The 17,965-nt window shown below is 59.1% G+C and carries 10 protein-coding genes; 2 read left to right on the forward strand and 8 right to left on the reverse strand.

Going from position 1 to position 17,965, the window contains the following annotated elements:
- Positions 1-56 precede the first annotated feature (56 nt).
- Complete coding sequence (locus H8F22_RS27840; RefSeq protein WP_027921905.1) at positions 57-2,834, forward strand: hybrid sensor histidine kinase/response regulator; 2,778 nt, start codon at positions 57-59, stop codon at positions 2,832-2,834.
- A 51-nt stretch (positions 2,835-2,885) separates the two neighbouring features.
- On the opposite strand, the gene H8F22_RS27845 is transcribed toward H8F22_RS27840, so the two are convergent.
- The 3 genes from H8F22_RS27845 to H8F22_RS27855 form a co-directional block, all read right to left on the reverse strand.
- On the reverse strand, positions 2,886-3,581 hold the full coding sequence (locus tag H8F22_RS27845) for a hypothetical protein (RefSeq protein ID WP_194940951.1): 696 nt from the start codon (positions 3,579-3,581) through the stop codon (positions 2,886-2,888).
- Positions 3,582-3,634: 53 nt separating this feature from the next.
- Positions 3,635-4,441: a hypothetical protein gene (locus H8F22_RS27850; RefSeq protein WP_194940952.1), complete on the reverse strand. Its 807-nt coding sequence runs from the start codon at positions 4,439-4,441 to the stop codon at positions 3,635-3,637.
- Positions 4,442-4,603: 162 nt separating this feature from the next.
- Positions 4,604-5,275: a ShlB/FhaC/HecB family protein gene (locus tag H8F22_RS27855; RefSeq protein WP_059181698.1), complete on the reverse strand. Its 672-nt coding sequence runs from the start codon at positions 5,273-5,275 to the stop codon at positions 4,604-4,606.
- 159 nt (positions 5,276-5,434) lie between these two features.
- Here H8F22_RS27855 and H8F22_RS27860 point away from each other — a divergent pair, with 159 nt between their 5' ends.
- The gene (locus H8F22_RS27860; protein WP_007937197.1) at positions 5,435-6,031 is read left to right on the forward strand and encodes a MarC family protein; all 597 of its coding nucleotides are present in this window, start codon (positions 5,435-5,437) and stop codon (positions 6,029-6,031) included.
- Between the two features lie 14 nt (positions 6,032-6,045).
- On the opposite strand, the gene H8F22_RS27865 is transcribed toward H8F22_RS27860, so the two are convergent.
- The 5 genes from H8F22_RS27865 to cobG all read right to left on the reverse strand — a co-directional run bounded on the left by H8F22_RS27865 (position 6,046) and on the right by cobG (position 17,837).
- Complete coding sequence (locus H8F22_RS27865) at positions 6,046-13,149, reverse strand: TcdA/TcdB pore-forming domain-containing protein (protein ID WP_194940953.1); 7,104 nt, start codon at positions 13,147-13,149, stop codon at positions 6,046-6,048.
- 327 nt (positions 13,150-13,476) lie between these two features.
- Positions 13,477-15,180, reverse strand: coding sequence for a precorrin-3B C(17)-methyltransferase (gene cobJ / locus H8F22_RS27870; RefSeq protein ID WP_194940954.1), 1,704 nt, complete (start codon positions 15,178-15,180; stop codon positions 13,477-13,479).
- A complete protein-coding gene (locus tag H8F22_RS27875) occupies positions 15,180-15,911 on the reverse strand; it encodes a precorrin-2 C(20)-methyltransferase (protein ID WP_017336332.1) in 732 nt (243 codons plus the stop codon). Before H8F22_RS27875 ends, cobJ begins: the two co-directional genes overlap by 1 nt.
- A complete protein-coding gene (locus H8F22_RS27880) occupies positions 15,911-16,537 on the reverse strand; it encodes a precorrin-8X methylmutase (RefSeq protein WP_027921911.1) in 627 nt (208 codons plus the stop codon). The genes H8F22_RS27875 and H8F22_RS27880 overlap by 1 nt, the downstream gene beginning before the upstream one ends.
- Entirely contained in the window at positions 16,530-17,837 is a 1,308-nt protein-coding gene (gene cobG / locus H8F22_RS27885) for a precorrin-3B synthase (RefSeq protein WP_027921912.1), read from the reverse strand. The genes H8F22_RS27880 and cobG overlap by 8 nt, the downstream gene beginning before the upstream one ends.
- Positions 17,838-17,965 lie beyond the last annotated feature (128 nt).

The following is a 17,965-nucleotide window of genomic DNA, read 5'->3' on the forward strand; positions in this document are numbered from 1 at the left end:
TATTCCGGCACCGCGCATAGTTATAATCTGGCATCAACCTACGAAGGGATTTCGCCGTGCGCAGGCTCAGGATTGCCATCAGTCTCACCGTCACTCTGCTGACCTTGCTCTGCATGCTCCCGGCCCAGGCCGGTCAAGGCAGTGGCTGGGCAGTATTGCTCGACGAACAGGGCGACCTGCAGCTAAGCGACATTCGTTCTGCTCGCTACACCAATCAATTCAGCCCCATCGAACTCGATCGCCTCACGGCGGCCGAGCCCGATGGCGCGTTATGGCTGCGTTTCAGGCTGGCCCCCGGCAAGCATGAACAATTACTGCGGGTGTTCGCTCCCGACCTGTCGTCGCTCAAACTGTATGTACTCGATGGCGACAAACTGATCGATCAAGTGCAGACAGGAACCGTGCAACGCCAGGCTGACCGCCCCCTGCCCAGCAGCGATTTCATGTTGCCGCTGCCGCAAAGTGACACCCCCCTCGACGTCTACTTGCGACTGGTCTCCGACCATCAGCTACGGCCCTACATCACCCTGCAATCGGCGGTCATGACCGCGGCCGATCAGAATCAGACATTGCTCTATGGTCTGCTGTTCGGTTGCCTCGGCATGCTGATCCTGCACAACTTTGTCCGTTATGCCTACACACGCTCGCGCAGCAGCCTCTGGCTGGCCTGGTGTGAAGGGTTGTTGATGCTCAGCTTGCTAATGCTGCTGAACCTGGCCGGGCCATGGTTGCCGAACTGGCACGCCATCCAGACGCCTGGTGCCTACCTCGCGTTACTGATGACAGCGCCGAGCGGCCTGATGCTCGCCTGTCGCTTCTTCGCCCCGCTTGGCCCGCACCCGCTGAACAAACTGCTGCTGGCGGACATTCTGTTCATCATCGTCTGCGGCCTGCTGTTATTGTTCGTCAACACACTGCCGCTGAATATCATCACCTATGCCCTGGTTGCTCTGGCAGGCCTGAGCATGTTGTTCGTCAGCGCCTATCACTGGCAAAAAGGTTATCGTCCGGCGCGGTTTTTCGTTGCGGCGATGGTGGTGTTCAACATTGGCACCCTGATCATCCTGCCCGCCCTGTTGGGACTGACTCAGGTCGCGCCGCAAGGCCTGATCACTACGCTTCTGGTGTTCGTTTGCATCAGCGGCCTGCTGATGAGCATTGCCCTGAGCGAACGTCAGCGCAGCATCACTGAAGATCGCTTCAGCGTCAGTCGCGACCTGGCGGCCAGCAACGCGGAGATCAACGCCAAGGCCGAATTCCTGGCGAAAATCAGCCACGAAATCCGAACCCCCATGAACGGCGTGCTCGGCATGACCGAGCTGCTGTTGGGCACACCACTGTCGGTCAAGCAACGCGACTATGTGCAAACCATCCATAGCGCCGGCAACGAACTGCTGACGCTGATCAACGAGATCCTCGACATCTCCAAGCTCGAGTCAGGGCAGATCGAACTGGACGACGTGCAATTCGACCTCAACGCCTTGATCGAAGACTGCCTCAGCATCTTCCGCGCCAAGGCCGAGCAGCAAAATGTCGAACTGATCAGCTTTATTCAGCCGCAAGTGCCACGCGTCATCAGCGGTGACCCGACACGCCTGCGCCAGACTCTGCTGAGCCTGCTGGAAAACGCGCTGAAGAAAACTGAAGAAGGCGAGATCCTGATCGTTGTCGCCCTTGACGAACGCAGTGCCAAACCACGGCTGCGCATCGCCGTGCAGGACAGCGGTGTGCCGATGGAAGCCGAAGAACGCGATGCCCTGATGCACGCCGAACTGCACAGCAAGCACTTCCTCTCGGCGACGAGTCTGGGCGGCAATCTGGGGCTGGTGATCGCGCGCCAGCTGATCCGCCTGATGCAGGGCGAGTTCGGCATCAAGACCGGCGCCAACCAGGGCAGTACCTTGTGGCTGACGCTCCCCCTGGACCCGGACCGGCTTGAACACCCGACCTCCGACCTCGATGGTCCGCTGCAAGGGGCGCGCGTGCTGGTGGTGGACGATAACGACACCTGCCGCAAAGTACTGGTGCAACAATGCAGCGCCTGGGGCCTGAATGTCAGTGCCGTACCGTCCGGCAAGGAAGCCTTGGCATTGCTGCGTACCAAGGCTCATTTGCGCGACTACTTCGACGTGGTCTTGCTGGACCAGAACATGCCCGGCATGACCGGTATGCAACTGGCCGCCAAGATCAAGGAAGACCCGAGCCTCAATCACGACATTCTGCTGATCATGCTGACGGGCATCAGCAATGCACCGAGCAAGATCATTGCACGCAACTCCGGGATCAAACGCATTCTCGCCAAACCCGTGGCTGGCTACACCCTCAAGACCACCCTCGCGGACGAGCTGAATCAGCGCAACAAAGGCCTGGCGGTTTCACATCACCTACCTGCCGGCCCTGCACTTCCGGTCAAGGTCCCGAGCGACTTCCGCATCCTGGTGGCGGAGGACAACACGATCTCGACCAAGGTGATTCGCGGCATGCTCGGCAAGCTCAACCTGCAACCGGACACCGCCAGCAATGGCGAAGAAGCCTTGCAGGCGATGAAAGCCCAACGCTACGACCTGGTGCTGATGGATTGCGAAATGCCGATCCTCGATGGCTTCTCTGCCACCCAGCAACTACGCGCCTGGGAAGTCAGCAATCAACGCACCCGCACACCGGTGGTGGCATTGACGGCCCACATTCTCGCGGAGCACAAAGAGCGTGCGCGCCAGGCCGGCATGGACGGGCACATGGCAAAACCGGTGGAGTTATCGCAGTTGCGCGATTTGATCGAGCATTGGGTGGCGCAGCGGGATGAGCAAAACCGGGTAGCCGTTAATACGCCCTGAGCGGACAGTGCAGTAGTGCCAAAGCGACGAAACCTCGTCGGTAAGCGTGCCTTACCACTCGGTGTTTGGCGAGGACACCGCCCGTATCTGCTCTTCACGAAAAGGAGCCACAGCCATCGCAATCCGTCCACGCCACGAGTCATAAGCAGCTGAATCCAGCACAGCGACACACCCTTTAAACTCGATTTCCCCGACGATGTCATCGGTTAGAAAGTTTTGCTCGATGATCGAACTCGAAAACGCTTCACGGGTAATGAAACTTACCGTCAGATAGATTAGCCGAGCACCCGCCACGACAATTCCAAACTGCAACCGGACCGTGGTCAGTTTCGAGACCGGATCTTCGGCTATCGAATAATATCGCAGTAACGTACGGGCCAAATGGTGCGGTGAAAGTCTGGACACTTCGATAAACGCGCGACCCACAGCATCGACATATTCAGCGGAAAGAAAACGACGGACTTTGGACGCCACTGCCTGGCTGACCGTCTGGGGCAATAGATCTGGATCAGACCTGAACGAGCCTTCGAAATCCTGAATACGCGACCAACCAAATTTATTAAGCTGCGAGCGATAACCCCCCCACCACTGCTCATACCCGACCAATCCTGGCTGCTCTGCCGCCGCCGCAAGCTGCATGAATAACGTTGAATCCAGTACATCAGTACACTCACGCGCACTGAGCTCATGCGACAGGAGTAAAACGCTCCCACCATCAATATAAACGGCGTAATTAAAATCCAGCATAAGATTCACTTCCGGACTAAAAAAACCGGAGACAAATGCCTCCGGCCTTTTTGTTACTTACTGGCTAAAATGGCTTGAAACGCACGCTCATCAAGCTCGTCCAGATAGGCATTCACCGTCGTCTCCCTTGTACCAGGGTAGTCTTCCTCATGAATGACCAAATACGCCGTGTCCTGGTAAACGTCCACCTCGGAACTTTTCCATTCAACGAACAGCACACCGCCATCTTTACCAGGCTCTTTGGAATAGTTGACTGCTGCGACAGCCATGTTGACGGAACCCTCCTTGTCCTGTGCACAGGAGGCCACACCAAAGCGGCGACCCTGATCTTTCTCTACAGAGCGATTGAAAAGGTTGAGCGCCTTTTCATCCTGTTTGAGGGATCCCAGTGTGTCAGCGACAAGCGAGGGGATACCAATACCTCCAGCGACGCCCTTCACTACGCCGCTAATAATATCGACCGCTACATTGGCCATGGTCAGACTTTGTGTCTTCTTTTCATACGCCTTGGACACCTGAACGACTTTGGTCCACTTCATCGCTGTCAGTACACTGATCAGAAACTGAAAGCGTTGTTCGATCTGATGCTTGGCCGGGTACTTGTTAGTGGCCATGATTTCGGCAAACCGATAAGTATTTAGCGCGATTCGTTTGTTGCGCCGACTCATCCCGTCAAACATACCGATGACGTTAGGGCCGTCGACAACTGCTTGAATATCGTCGAGATTGATAATGCTCGACCCCGAACGTGCGGAAAAACCTGCAACCCGCGGTTTAGCCATTGAAGCAGGGTAACTTTTAACCAAGTCAGAAATAAACGCTGCTTGTTCCGACTCAGCCAACACTTGTACTTCATTCACAATTTAACTTCCTGTTAATTAATATGAGCAAATCCAGCTCGAAGACAACACTACCTAACCCCAGCCTACAACTCAACTCAGAACACATACAAATAATTACCGCCCCAGAAAACAGCACATGAACAACCAAACTAATATTCAACTAACTTGTTTGACCATGCGTTAGCCGCGAGACAGCAAATCCATAAACTCCTTACCCTCCAACTCCGTTAACGCGTCCTGCAACTCCTTGCGGTTTTGCTCAATGACCCGCTGCCGAATGGTAAATTGTCGAACACGGATATCCAGTTGCGCCATCGAATGCCCCACGCTCCAAAAGCCCGTGGACCAATCCAGTTTCAGTAGACGAACATGGCTCAAAAATATCCCCAGGGAGCCGTCCGGCTCACGGTCGGTGGGCAATACTTCAAACGCACCGAAGGCTCTCACTCTGGCGGCGAACGTTCCTTGCAACACTTCATCGCTCTGCAGCATGTTTAAGGCATTTTCAAGCGTTGCAAGCTTGCTGCGTGCAACCCTGCTGGACATGACGTCCAGATACGCTCGCGTCACACTTCCGGAGAACTTCCTGTCAATCACCTCCACCAGGGGTTGATCAAGCCCCCAGCCGATAGACCACATTACCCCGGAGTAGTATTCGAACCACTCAGCCGCCTGTTTGACACTGTTGTATTTTTGGTCCGCCCGGGCTTTGGCATATCGAACGCTGTTTTTGACGAACTGCCTGTCCTGACTCGACAGCTGAGCGCTTAAACCCAGCAAACTATTGTGCAAAACCGCGGCGCCATTTTGCGGCGTAATACCCCGAGTAATGTCTTGTGATGCAAATTCCATTTTGATGCTCCTTTTTTTCATTCCATTGATTGATTTAACGCTGCGCAGAATCTTCTCCTGCGATTGAAAAAACGCGGCACAACTCCCCGTCTGTTAGCCGACAGCCCCCGTACCGCCTGATAGACTCCCCTCGACTTCCCTGACCTGAGAGCGACCACCATGCTCCACGTGTTATTCAGCGTTTACCTGAAGATGCTGGTGCTCTACAGCCCGTTCTTCGTGTTGTCCTGCTTCATCAGCCTGACCCGCGGTTATTCACGCAAGGAACAGCGTCGGCTGGCCTGGAAAGTGGCCACCGCGACGCTGGTGTCCAGCGTCTTGCTGTACTTGTTCGGACGGGTGATTTTCAGTGTCTTCGGCATTACCGTGGATGCGTTCCGCATCGGTGCCGGCAGCGTGCTGTTTATCTCGGCACTGGGCATGGCCCAGGGCAAGTCGGCGGTGCAGACCGACAATGTGCAGCAGGACGTGACGATCGTCCCGCTGACGATTCCATTGACGGTCGGCCCCGGCACCATCGGTGCCTTGCTGGTGATGGGCGTGAGCCAGCCACACTGGGACGACAAACTCACGGCCATTCTCAGCATTGCCCTGGCCAGCTTCACGGTCGGCGTGGTCCTTTATTTGTCCAACCGCATCGAACGGATTCTCGGAGACCAGGGCTTGCAGATTGTCAGCCGATTGATGGGATTGTTTGTGTGCGCGCTGGCGGCACAGATTATCTTCACGGGTGTGAAAGGTTATCTGGTGCCGTAATCAGTGCGGGAACGCTACGCCCTGGATTTTGCCGGTTCTGCGACCACCTCGACCTGAGAACTCGACATCAGCTCCGTTAACGTGGCGCTGCCGGCAACGCCTTTTAGCCTCAGTAACTCGGTCACTATTTCCGAAACCGCCCGTGACCGATAGCCATTGAGCGAAAGGAACACGTCACCCCGCAACGCCACATCCGCAGAGTAAACACCGCGAAAAATCAGGCTGTGCCCGCTGTCCAGGCCGTTCATCACCAAGTGTTCATCGACCAGGCTGACCCATAACTGATCCATGATCGAAGGGTCCAGAATCAGTTTCCCGGGAATCGAGGGTGGCCGCTCAAGCGAATAACGACAATCGACGATGACCGATTCAAGTTTCAACCAGGCCGCTCGGGTCAGTCGGCTTGTCGTGGTCCCCTGACCCATTTTGAGCACCAGGATGCTGACATCATCAGCAATCAACGGCAGAAGGTCATGGGCCCTCTTCGGCCCCTCGACCACCAGCACTTGGGCGTTACGCTGGATATAGTCGAGCGGTCCGACCGTGCTTTTTTGCGGATAGATGTACAACAAACCATCTTCGCGTTCGTGCAGCATCGCACTGGTTTGATCCCGGGTGCCCACCAGCGTGTAGTGCGCAGTAACGGCGGCCTTCGGAATCCGGATCAATCGTCCGCTGCGGACCACATACCATTGAAGGCTGTCGGGGTCTTTGACGGACAGGAAATCGGCGCAGCGATATTCGTTCGCCAGCGCCGCCAGCCCCTCACTCAATGGCCCTTCCAGTGCCGCAACCCAGCGGCTGCCCACCCCCGTAATCCGGACCGGTTCGTTGTGCTGTAAATCCATCTCCAGGCCATCAAGCGTTGTTGCCTTCAGGCCGGCACCCTCCACTTTCACGTCGGTAAAGACCCAGGGCGCCCATTCCTGCATCGGAGCGGGCAATGCCTCAGCCTGCAAAAGCCGGGTTCCCGGGCCAAATGCAGCGTTCAAGTGTGTCGTTTCGATAAAGCGCTGGCTGAAAATCCTGCCCGTTGAAAGATCGAATAACCAGGCAGCCTGATTGTCCGGAACACTACTCAGCAACCGCACTTCTTTGCCATGGCCCAGGTCCGCGAGCAACAGCCGATCCTCCACATACCAGGCGCATAAATCGCCGCTACCCGTAAAGTTGCTCAACCCAAGAAGGGCGAGACTCGACACCGGATACTGCGTCGACACCGCAGGCAGTTCGGACCACCACCGGGCCCGATCCTTGAACCAGGTGCCCGTCAATCCGCCCAAGCGCAGATAGCCTTCCGACGTCATCGTGAAGAACAGGCCCGAGTCGGTCAGGGCAAGATGCCCCTGCTCGACCGCGACAACATTTTTCAGCCCTGTGGGGGCAATTTCTCTGGAAGACCATTGCACGCGCCCCTCGACCATCGACCTTTGCTGGCGCACGAGGCTTTGAATGTCCTTGTCGTAGGTCACAAACACCTCGCCCTCGGCACCGTCGGGCGCAATGAGTAAAAGGGTATCCAAGGCCTTGATCGAATCCTTCCAGCCTCGCACATGGTGACGCCGGGCGGGTGCACGGATGATCAACCCGTCAAGATCGCGGACCCAGACCAGATCACGGGAGTTGTCTTCGCGCTGCCAACAGATCGAAACCAGCGCACCGGGGCGCCAGTCCACGGTATCAACGAACGCTCCCGGCAACACATAATTGCCCAGTATCCGCTTCCAGTCCGTCAGCGTGTCAGCCTCTAAAACCGCCTGCAGTGCTGGATCCTGACCCAGGGTGATCGAGGCGAGCAACACCGTTTGCTGATGGATCAGGAAGGTCAGTTCATCGCGCTGGCCATCCTTGCGAACGTGCTGCTGCACGATCTGAATGCCGCCGTTGGCCACGGCCTCACAGCGGCCAATGGTCAAGCCATCCCTGAACAGCAAACGGTAGCGCTGAACCAGCGTGCCGGTGATCGCGTCGACCTGCCAGACATCAAAACTCGCGGGGTGATAGAAATAGGCCGAGCCCTCGACCACGGCGCCCAGCACGGCTTCATCGGCCAGCAGGACATTCGGGTCGCGGATATACAGAAAACGATCCTGCGCCGAGTCGTAATACGCAGCCACCGTTCTCGGTTCGTCCGGTTTTTCAAACGGCACCACGAAGTTGTGAACGGGGGTGTAAGGCATGGCCAGTCGATGTTCGCGGGCCAATGACTTGAAGTGATCCAGCAGCGCTTGTTCCCCGAGCGCCGGATCGGCGTCTTCCTCGACCACCTCCAACTTCAGGGCAACAAGATCAACGCGCACGATTGTGTTCCCCGCCAGCTTGAGCAACACATTGTGAACGCCGCTGCCACTGAACTTCACACCCAGCGTGTCCGAAACGAGCCTGCCCGCAGTGGCTATCCGGATGTCTGCCTCCGTCAACCAGGGCGCCTGCAACACCCAGCGCATGGCCGTGTGACCGGGTGCGTCGAGTACAAGGCTCACCCCGGGATTGAGCAGTACGGAACATTGGGCGCCGGCGCCTTCGATCCGGTAGGAAACCAGTCCGTGCCACGCTTTTGGCAGGGCTGGCACCACCAGCGAACGTTCGATGTTGTCGAGACGCACGTTGAACACCGTGGGCTTGTAGACCGGGTTCAGCCGGCTGACCACGTACTCGCCGGGAAACGAGTAGAACGAAAACAGAAACTGCCATTGTCCCTGTTCATTCTTTTTCTCCAGCCGACGGGCCGTATCGAAGCCGCCGGCATGACGAAACGTGACAAACGGCAGCAATGTGTACTCATAGCCGTACCAGGTTTTGGGTGTGCCGGGCAAAACGATCGCCTGCCCGGGCGGCGGCGCGAAAGGCGCCGAGTCGGGCAACCCGAGGCCCACGCGGATGTCGGTGGCGCGGTCGTAATCCACATCGAAATCGGGAACCCCGAAATGGTCCCGTAGCGGGAACAGCCTGGGGCTGTCGAAACGGACGCAGGATGCGTGCAAATCGAGCTCGGCAAATACCGGCAAGGGGTGCGCAAGCCAGGCGTTCGAGGCCTTGTCCAGATGATAGCCGCCCTCTCGATAAGCCTTCTCCACCCCCTCAAAAAACCGGGCGACCTCCTTGGCTTCTTCGGCAATGGTGGCAAACCCTTCGGCCAGCGCAGCGACGCCCACCGCCAGCCCACCCAGAATCACCCCGGCACCGCCCAGCACCGCCGCCACCGTTCCCGCCCCGGCCAATGCCGCACCCAGTCCGGCGGCGCCCAACATGGCGCTCGCGGAGTCGAACGCCAGCTGCGTGCCGAATTGCGCCTTCTCAATGTCATTGGTGGCACGGCTTAACTGGTAAATATCAAACCCGACATTCACCATCCCCAACACCGTGCCGACGCCTTCATTGGCCACATGCCCCAACGCCTTTTGCACCAACGGTGCGCTGGTGCGGGCGATCAGTTTTTCATCGTCCAGTGCCTGACGCACCAGCGTCACGACGCCAACCACATCCACCACGTTGCCGTGGACCAGTTGGGCGTAATTGACATAGGCATGCAAGCGAATGGCCGTGGTCAGCGCCTTGTCACCCCCGCTGGCCGCGCCCTCGTGATGACGCAGCGCATTCATCAAGGCTTGCACAGTGAAACCGGCATTGAGCGTATGGACGCTGCCCGCCTCCGTAGGGTCAGGCAAGCTGGCCGACTCATGCGGTTGCGCCGCCAGCGTACGGAAGGTTTCCGAGAGGTAATTCTTGATTCTCAGGAATCGCGGATCATCGGTGGTGACGCGCACAATGGTCTGCGCTGGATCGGTATCGACCAGACTGATTTTGTACTCGCCTGCGGGGGTGATCTCCAGCGTCTCGAACAACGCAACTGCGCTCGACGACAGCCCGTGCTGCGCCTGCAACTGCCGGGTCGCCTGGGCGATCTGATCACCCCACCAGTGGGCGTCCAGTTCCAGCAACGAACTGCCCAGCACCCCATTGCTGACCAACGACTGCCCTCGCGCGCTGGCCAGCCGCTGTCTTACCCGCGGCGCCTGGTCTGGCAGGCTGCCCGAATCGGAAAGACTCGACACCGGGACACCCGACGACAACACCTTTGCATTAAGACGGCCTGCGTCCAGCTCAATCAAATCAAAGGCTGGACGACCGGGCTCCCCATAAGCGGCGTAAGGCCCTGCCATCTCTTGGCTAATGAAAAAATGGGTCAATGCTGCACTGAGCGCTTGCGCGGTATTGAACTCGAAAACACCAAAGTTCGGATCGTAGAAATGATAAGTACTGCGCTCGTCCACCCTACTCTTGGCCAGCAGCATCGAGTGGTTATCCGAATTGAGCATCAACGTGCTGCTGCCGGTTTTCGCTTCAAGCGTCGCGATCACCTGTGCCAGATCGGAGCGCACGACCAGCCCGCCGAGGTCACGGATGTCGACGTCACGAAGTTCTTCGATAACGCTCACGAATGCATTCGAATCTCGGGTACCGGGTTCAATGACCGCCAGGTAAAACCGCTCGCGAAGCATGTTGGCCGCTTCGCTCCCCTTGCTGATCGCCGCCGCCATGGCCAATGCCAACGGATAGCAACGCCCGGCGATCCGGTCACCGGCGCCCTGGAGCAACAAATCCTGTGGCACCAGTTTGAAGGTGCCTTGATCGAAGCTTTCCAGTACATCGGTCATGCGCTCGCTGATGCGATCACGGAATTCGAGTTTGGCGACCTGCTGAATCCGGGCAACCTGGCGTCCCCATTGCAGCAAGGTCAGCGATTGCTCCAACGCCTGCTTCTTCAGTTCAATGCTGGTCTCGGACAATGTCACGGACGGTGTCGAGGCGCGGGCCAAACCGTCAACGAACGCCGGATGACTTTCTTTGAACAGCTCCCGTTCAATCGCCCCGTACCGGTGTGACACGCCCAATTCAGACACGTTGTTAGCGAGGTTTTCCAGCCGCGCGCGGACGTGATCAAAGTTGCGTTGATCCATCGCCCGCGCGCCCAGCAACGAACCGATCAGTAGCCGCTGTCGCGGATCAAGTTGCTCTACCTGCAACATCCCTCGGCCAATTCGGTGAAGCAATTCATCCAGAGCCAACTCCGCGGAGGCCGGCTCACCGACCAGCACCGGCGGTGGCGCGATCTCCTGCGCAAGGATGGATTGACGCTCGTCAAAACCCAGCTGCAATGGTTTGTCGAAAGCCACCTCACCGCTGGTCTGCTGACTCATTGCACGAAAGAAAGGTTCGCCAAGCTGTTCCGCCAGGGATTGCAGCAGTTCAGTCGACAACACGTGTCGACCTTCGATGACGGGCCAGCCATGGTCGAAAGAGAGCGTCTGGCTCTTCAGCAACTGATCCACTTTGCCCAGGTAACGCGCCTTGAACTGCCCGGTTTCCCACCGTTGTTTTTCGTTCTTGAACCACTCCTCGGTGTCGCTTTCGTTTTCTTTCCAGGAGTGGTCCAACTCCTCTTCGGTGGCCCGGTTCACCGTTGCGGCGGGGTCAATTGCCACATCCGTTCGCCAGGCGCCCGCTGCTCGTGGGGTGAAATGCCTGCTTGCGTAATCCGCGAGCGCATCGCGCATCGCAGCGGGCCCGGTCAGATAGATGGTCACTTCGCTTTGGGGGCGAATACCGTCGCTGTAGTAGGAAGCTGCAGCCAGAGCCAGAAGATACTGCGCAGGTTCTACATCCCCCGGCGAAGCACCCAAGAGGGCGAATTTTTCTTCGACGACATCCAACGCAATTTGACTGATGGCCTCAACATCGATAGCGGCGACTTGACGCTCCATGGCCAAACGGGCCGTGGCATCAACGATCTCATAATTGAGTTTGAAGCGATCAATCACGGCGCTGACCATCGCCGATCCTGGATGCGCCATGAGAAACGCATTACTCAGGCTGCCCCCTTCGGCAACCGCTCGCAGTCCGTCCGGTCGTACAAGGCGCTCTGCGGGCTCGCGAAAAACGCTATTCAACGGCGGATGACTGTTGGCGAACTGCTCCAGCGCCGGGCGATGTTCTTCAGGTATGCGCTCGAAGTAGCTTGTGTACTTGCTTCTTGATGCCTCACGACCCGGCATCCACTCCGGGTTCTGATCCAGCAACAACTGCAAGACGCCCAGGCGCGCATCGCTGCTGAATTGACTGATGTCCACCCCGCCCAGCGTCTTCAGAAGAGGCGGCAGGTTATCGACATCCGCATAACTTCCGCCTTCAGCCATCAAGGCCTCAATGCGCACCACATCGGAAGCCGCGGCAAAGTTGCCTCGCAGACTGATTTCCCGTTGGTAAATATCCTGCAAGTGCAACGGTGTTCCATTCGCTGCAATATTACGAAGCTCCACACCGCCCTCGCCCATTGCCGAAATACTTTGATTATTCTTGTCCCGCAAGGCTTTCAAGCTGGCTTCATTCTGACCATATCCACGGACCAGATAATCAATTCGTGCATCATCCGCATTAACACCACGCGCTACCGCTTTGTTGATATGCGCGAACATTTGTTGTTTGAGAACAATGGCCCGTTCCTCATATTTATCACTCAGATCAAGAAACGATTCGCTGCCATGACCGCCATTGACCATTGCATCGGCCTTCGCGGCCTCGACAATGATCCGGTTGGTTTCATAGGCCAGTAATGCATCGCTGTCGTACCAGAGCTTCACGGTATAGCCCTGCCCGGCCAACACCTTTTGCCAGACATTAATATAGTCGCGCTGAATGTTTCCCAAGCCGCCCCCCAGCCAGACGAAGTGGAGATTTTTCGGCACTTCGGTGGCGGCGGTACTCAGCTGCTCAATGCTATTGGACAAGCGCGAGTGAAAGCCTTCGACCCTGTCGCGGATCTCCGTCAGCCCCGGCGCTGCATCGCCCGGCTGTGCTGTGGGCCGCTCCACACCGGCTGCGCGTCGACGCCGGCGCTTGGGCTCGACAAAAGACCCGAGGGCCTCGCGCAGCAAACCCAGCGGCGCAAGCATTCTTGGAAAATCGAGCACTGAGATACAAGCAAAGTAATATCGAAATACTGCGTCATATTCCTCTGCACCTTTATGCTCTTGTAACGCCTGCTCAAGATCAGACAGTTTGAATAGATCGATAAAATCGACGTAGCCGTTTACATGACCAGTTGTTTGTTCACTCATAAAGATACTTCCCTGTAAAAATAAAAGCGGGCCTCCACCCGAACGGAGAACCCATCCGGTTATAAAACAACACTAACCGAACGATTTATCCGCTTCAAAGAAGAAAACAAACAATTAATGACCCGCCAAACATCCAGAAACTTTAGACATTCAAAAACAACAGAAAAAAGACCAGATAAAGGACAACCATCAACAAACTCGACAGTTTCCTTACACGTGAACAAAACATCGACTTACATCAACACATCGAACGACCTGCCGCAATGACATCCTGTTCATTAACGGCAGACCGTTATAAAAGCGGCTTCAGAACGAGGCCGCCGACTTTCACGAAGAGGGCTTGTCACCGTACCAGCGTGGCGTATACACCCACTGGCCACCCTCGGCACGCGGGAACACGCAGGTGGTGGAAGAACCGACCAGCACCATGGTGCGCATGTCGACCTGATCGGGGGTCAGATCACCCAGCGTGGTGACACGCAACGTCTGGCCCGGACGACCAATGTCCCGCCCCAACACCACCGGCGTTTCAGCGGAGCGGTGCTGCGCGACAATCTCCAGTGCCCGCCCCAGTTGCCACGGGCGCGACCGCGAAATCGGATTGTAGAATGCCAGCGCCAGGTCGGCCTGAGACGCCAGGTCCAGCCGCTTCTCGATCATTGCCCAAGGCTTGAGGTTGTCTGACAGGGACATCACGCAGAAGTCGTGCCCCAATGGCGCGCCGGCCTGAGCCGCGGTTGCCAGGGACGCGGAGACGCCGGGAAGAATCTCCAGATCGACGCTGTGCCAGCCCGGCTCACTCGACTCATGCAGCGCTTCGAGTACGGCGGCTGCCATGGCGAATACGCCCGGATCCCCCGACGAAACCACCACCACCGACCGCCCTTGGGCCGCCAGCTCAAAGGCGTGGCGAGCGCGCTGCATTTCCTCGCGGTTGTCGGTGCAATGCAGCACTTGATCCTCGCGAAATGGCCCGGCCATGCGCACGTAGGTTTCATAACCCAGCACGTCATTGGCGCGCGCCAGTTCGGCCTTGACCGCCGGCACCATCAGTTCGGCAGCGCCTGGGCCCAGGCCGATCACGGCCAGACGACCGCGTGCACGCCCGATCTGTGCAAGCTCCAGTGGCTCGTTGGCCACCGCGATGGCGATGCCCGTCTCCGCCGACACAATGGTAGCGTTCGGCACGGTGTGGCGGGCCAGCTCGCTGACGCCGCCGTTGAACGACGCAAACCGCAGCGGCACGCCCAGTTCAAGCGCCGCTTCGCGCAACGCAGGATCGGCCATGTGCCGATCGCTGGCCAGCAAGCACGCCAGCGATTGCACGGCGATGTTTGCCTGATGCAACGCCCCGCGAATCGCGTTCGGCAGATCCGCCACCTCGGCGCTCACCGCCACCAGCACGCTGCGCGGGTAGATCAGCAATTCATTGGCCGCCGGCGTGCGCTCGGCACTGCCAACATGAATCGACAACGGCGCCTCCGGGTCTTCCGGCAACTGCGCTTGTGCCAGCCAAGGGGCCGCCCCTTCGATGCGCACGCTGTGGCCCGCGAGCAGATCCGAAACAAAACGTTTGCCCAGTTCCAGATCGCCGAGGGCGTAGCCGTTGGGTGGATTGAGCAGGCAGGTGCCGAAGCGCAATTCACCGCTGGTGGTGATCGCCGCCGCCACGTCGAGACCGGCAGCAATCTGCCGCGCCATGACGTTCACGCCACCGAGACCGCCCAGCAGCGGCACCACGGCGCTGCCGTCTTCGGCCACCGCGAGCACTGGCGGTTCGGCGCCCTTCTCAAGCAGCAACGGCGCCAGGGTGCGGATCACGATCCCGGCCGCGCACAAGGCAATGATCGGTGTGTCCTGCTGATAGAACTCGCGCACGGTGGCGCCAAACTCGTGATAAACACGGTCCGCGCCTTCAACCCGTCCGGCCAGGCCATGAATCAGGGCGCCGGGGTAGACCTGCTGGATTTTGCGTGCGGTCGCGAGGCTGCCGTTGCCCAGAATGACAATCGCCGGAGCTGGACGGGCCATCAGCCTTGCCACCTTTCGCCGGGAACGATGATCAGCGAGAAGTATGGCGACGACATCGGCTCGACCTGGTCCAGTGGGACGATTTTCTGATTGGCCATGGTCGCGCGTTCGACGTAGAGCGCACGTTCCGCCAGACCGAGTTCTTCAAGCACTTGGCGGACCTTGGGGAAATTGCGCCCCAGCTTCATGATCACCGCCGCATCGGCATCGGCCAGCCGACGCTTGAGATCGTCGTGAGGCAGCACGCCGGACAGCACCGACAGACTCTGATTGCGGTACACCAACGGCGCACCCAGCACCGAAGCGCCGCCAAGCATCGAGCACACGCCCGGCACCACTTCGGCTTCATAGCGTTCGGCCAGCCGATCGTGCAGGTACATGTAGGAACCGTAGAAGAACGGATCACCCTCGCAAATCACTGCCACGTCACGGCCCGCGTCCAGATGCGCCGCGAGCTCTTCGCCGGCCGCATCGTAGAAATCGCTGATCACTTGCTCGTACGACAGCGGTGCCGGCAGTGCTTCGGTGGTCACCGGGTACACCAGCGGCAGCAGGGTTTGCGCGTCCTGCAAATGCGCCTCGATGATGCCGAAGGCGTTGCCCTTTTTGCCCTTGGCGACGAAGTACGCCACCACTGGCGATTCGCGCAACAGGCGCAGGGCTTTGACGGTAATCAGTTCCGGATCACCGGGGCCGACGCCCAGGCCGATCAAGCGTCCAGGTTGCTGCATCATTCGATCTCCGTGGCGAGGGCGTTGACGGCGGCGGCGGCCATGGCGCTACCGCCCAGCCGGCCTTGCATGATCACAAACGGTACACCGCGACTGTCGGCGGCGAGCGCAGCCTTGGATTCAGCGGCACCGACGAAACCCACCGGGAAGCCGAGGATCAGGGCCGGTTTCGGCGCACCGGCGTCGAGCATTTCCAGCAGGTAAAACAGCGCGGTCGGCGCATTGCCGATCACCACCACGCTGCCTTCCAGGTGCGGACGCCACAGCTCCAGCGCAGCGGCGGAGCGGGTGTTGCCCAATTCGCGAGCCAGCTCCGGAACGCTGTCATCGCGCAGGGTGCAGATGACCTGATTGTTCGCCGGCAACCGCGTGCGCGTGACACCTTCGCTGACCATCCGCGCGTCGCACAGGATCGGCGCACCGGCGGCCAGCGCCTCGCGCCCGGCCTTGCCCGCGCCTTCGGAAAACTGCAAGCCGTCGATCGCATCGACCATGCCGCAGGCGTGGATCACGCGTACCGCGAGTTTCTCCAGATCGGCGGGGATGCGTGCGAGGTTGGCCTCGGCGCGAATGATCGCGAAGGAGTTGCGATAGATCTCCTGACCGTCGCGGATGTAATCAAGCATCTAGGGGGCTCCGTGAGCGGTCGTCGAGTAAGGCTGCGACCGCTTCAATAGTAAGATTGCGTGCGTGCAGCGCGCCGAAACCGGGCTGTGCTGCGTCGCGAAAATAGAGGTCGTAATGACCGGCGGAAACCGCCAGCAAGGTCATCGGCGCGATGTGCGCAGCCGCGCAGGAGCGCGAGCAACCCGACAGGTGAACGTTCAGCGCCAGCCCTTGGCGTTGCAGCAGCGCGGCCAGTTGCCGGGCATCGCCCTTGGTGTCGGCCAGGCCTTTGCCGCAACCGATCGAGCCGGTGCAGGCGATCAGGTGGGCCAAGGCGTCATCGGCCGAGCAGCGCAGGCCGAGTTGTTCGAGGCTGTGGATAACTTGCGCTGCCTTGTCGAGCGGCACGCCGGGCAGCAACAGGCTTTGCCACGGCGTGAATCGCAGGCTGGTGTCACCGTGTTCCCGTGCCAGTTGTGCGACCCCGCGCAGCATCGCGGGGTCGAGACGTCCCAACGGCGGTACTGCGCCGATGTACACGCGCTCGGCGTCACGCTGCGCATGAGCGCCGATGTGCAAGGCATTCGGACCTGCGATACGCTGCCAACCCTCGATGGCTTTCAGCGGCACTCGCTCGGCCAGTCGAGCAAGAAACGCGTCGAGTGGACATTCAGCGAGCAAATGGCGCATGCGTGTCTGCTCGGGACGTGCCCCTTCAAGAAACAACTCCAGCACCGCCACGACCAGCGCATGGCCCTGATCCAGCGCCACCGAACCGGCAGGCACGTCTGTCGGGCACCCGGCCAGACCGAAGGCCCAGCGTTGTTCGCCGTCACGCTCAATCGCTGCCAGCCACAGGTCATGGGGATGTTCGAGCATCGCCAAGGCTTCGCCGCCATCCAGTTGCACGGCAAATTTGGCGCTGAGGTCATGCAAGCGTGCATCGCTTTGCAGCGTGGCGAGAACCTGCCCGGCCAACGGGCGCGTGTCGATCAACCGGTGCCGATCGATCCCGGCGCTCGGGCTGAGCATCAGGTTGCGCACATCATCGCCAGCGGCGCTGCTCGGGCCGAGTCCGGCCGCCATCAGGCTGTCGATCAAGGCTGCGTGTTCACCGCCAATCCCGCGAATTTGCAGGTTGGCGCGGTTGGTCGCCTCGATCACGCCCCCGGCATAGCGTTCGGCAGCACTCGCCACCGCGTCGGCCTGATCGGCGCTGATCGAACCACCATTCAACTTGATCCGGCAGATGCCGCCGTCCAGCGCCTGGACAATACGCAGCAACCCCGGGCAAGCCGAGGGGCGTAAGGCAGTGGACATCGGACGTTCGTTCAAGGGGGCGACCGGCTGTGTGGGAAAGGCGCTTCGCGGGCGAAGGCGCGGTATTATGCCTGCTTTGTCAGGCGGCATGAAAAGCCTGCCCGTCGGAACCGTCCGATTGAGGACTA

The organism is Pseudomonas mucoides, from assembly GCF_015461845.1.
Lineage (GTDB): Bacteria > Pseudomonadota > Gammaproteobacteria > Pseudomonadales > Pseudomonadaceae > Aquipseudomonas > Aquipseudomonas mucoides.

Bases quoted from the DNA above. Each gene is read 5' to 3' on its own strand.
- H8F22_RS27845 (WP_194940951.1), bottom strand. From the start codon at position 3,581: ATGCTGGATTTTAATTACGCCGTTTATATTGATGGTGGGAGCGTTTTA.
- H8F22_RS27855 (WP_059181698.1), bottom strand. From the start codon at position 5,275: ATGGAATTTGCATCACAAGACATTACTCGGGGTATTACGCCGCAAAAT.
- H8F22_RS27860 (WP_007937197.1), top strand. From the start codon at position 5,435: ATGCTCCACGTGTTATTCAGCGTTTACCTGAAGATGCTGGTGCTCTAC.
- H8F22_RS27865 (WP_194940953.1), bottom strand. From the start codon at position 13,149: ATGAGTGAACAAACAACTGGTCATGTAAACGGCTACGTCGATTTTATC.
- cobJ (WP_194940954.1), bottom strand. From the start codon at position 15,180: ATGGCCCGTCCAGCTCCGGCGATTGTCATTCTGGGCAACGGCAGCCTC.
- H8F22_RS27875 (WP_017336332.1), bottom strand. From the start codon at position 15,911: ATGCAGCAACCTGGACGCTTGATCGGCCTGGGCGTCGGCCCCGGTGAT.
- H8F22_RS27880 (WP_027921911.1), bottom strand. From the start codon at position 16,537: ATGCTTGATTACATCCGCGACGGTCAGGAGATCTATCGCAACTCCTTC.
- cobG (WP_027921912.1), bottom strand. From the start codon at position 17,837: ATGTCCACTGCCTTACGCCCCTCGGCTTGCCCGGGGTTGCTGCGTATT.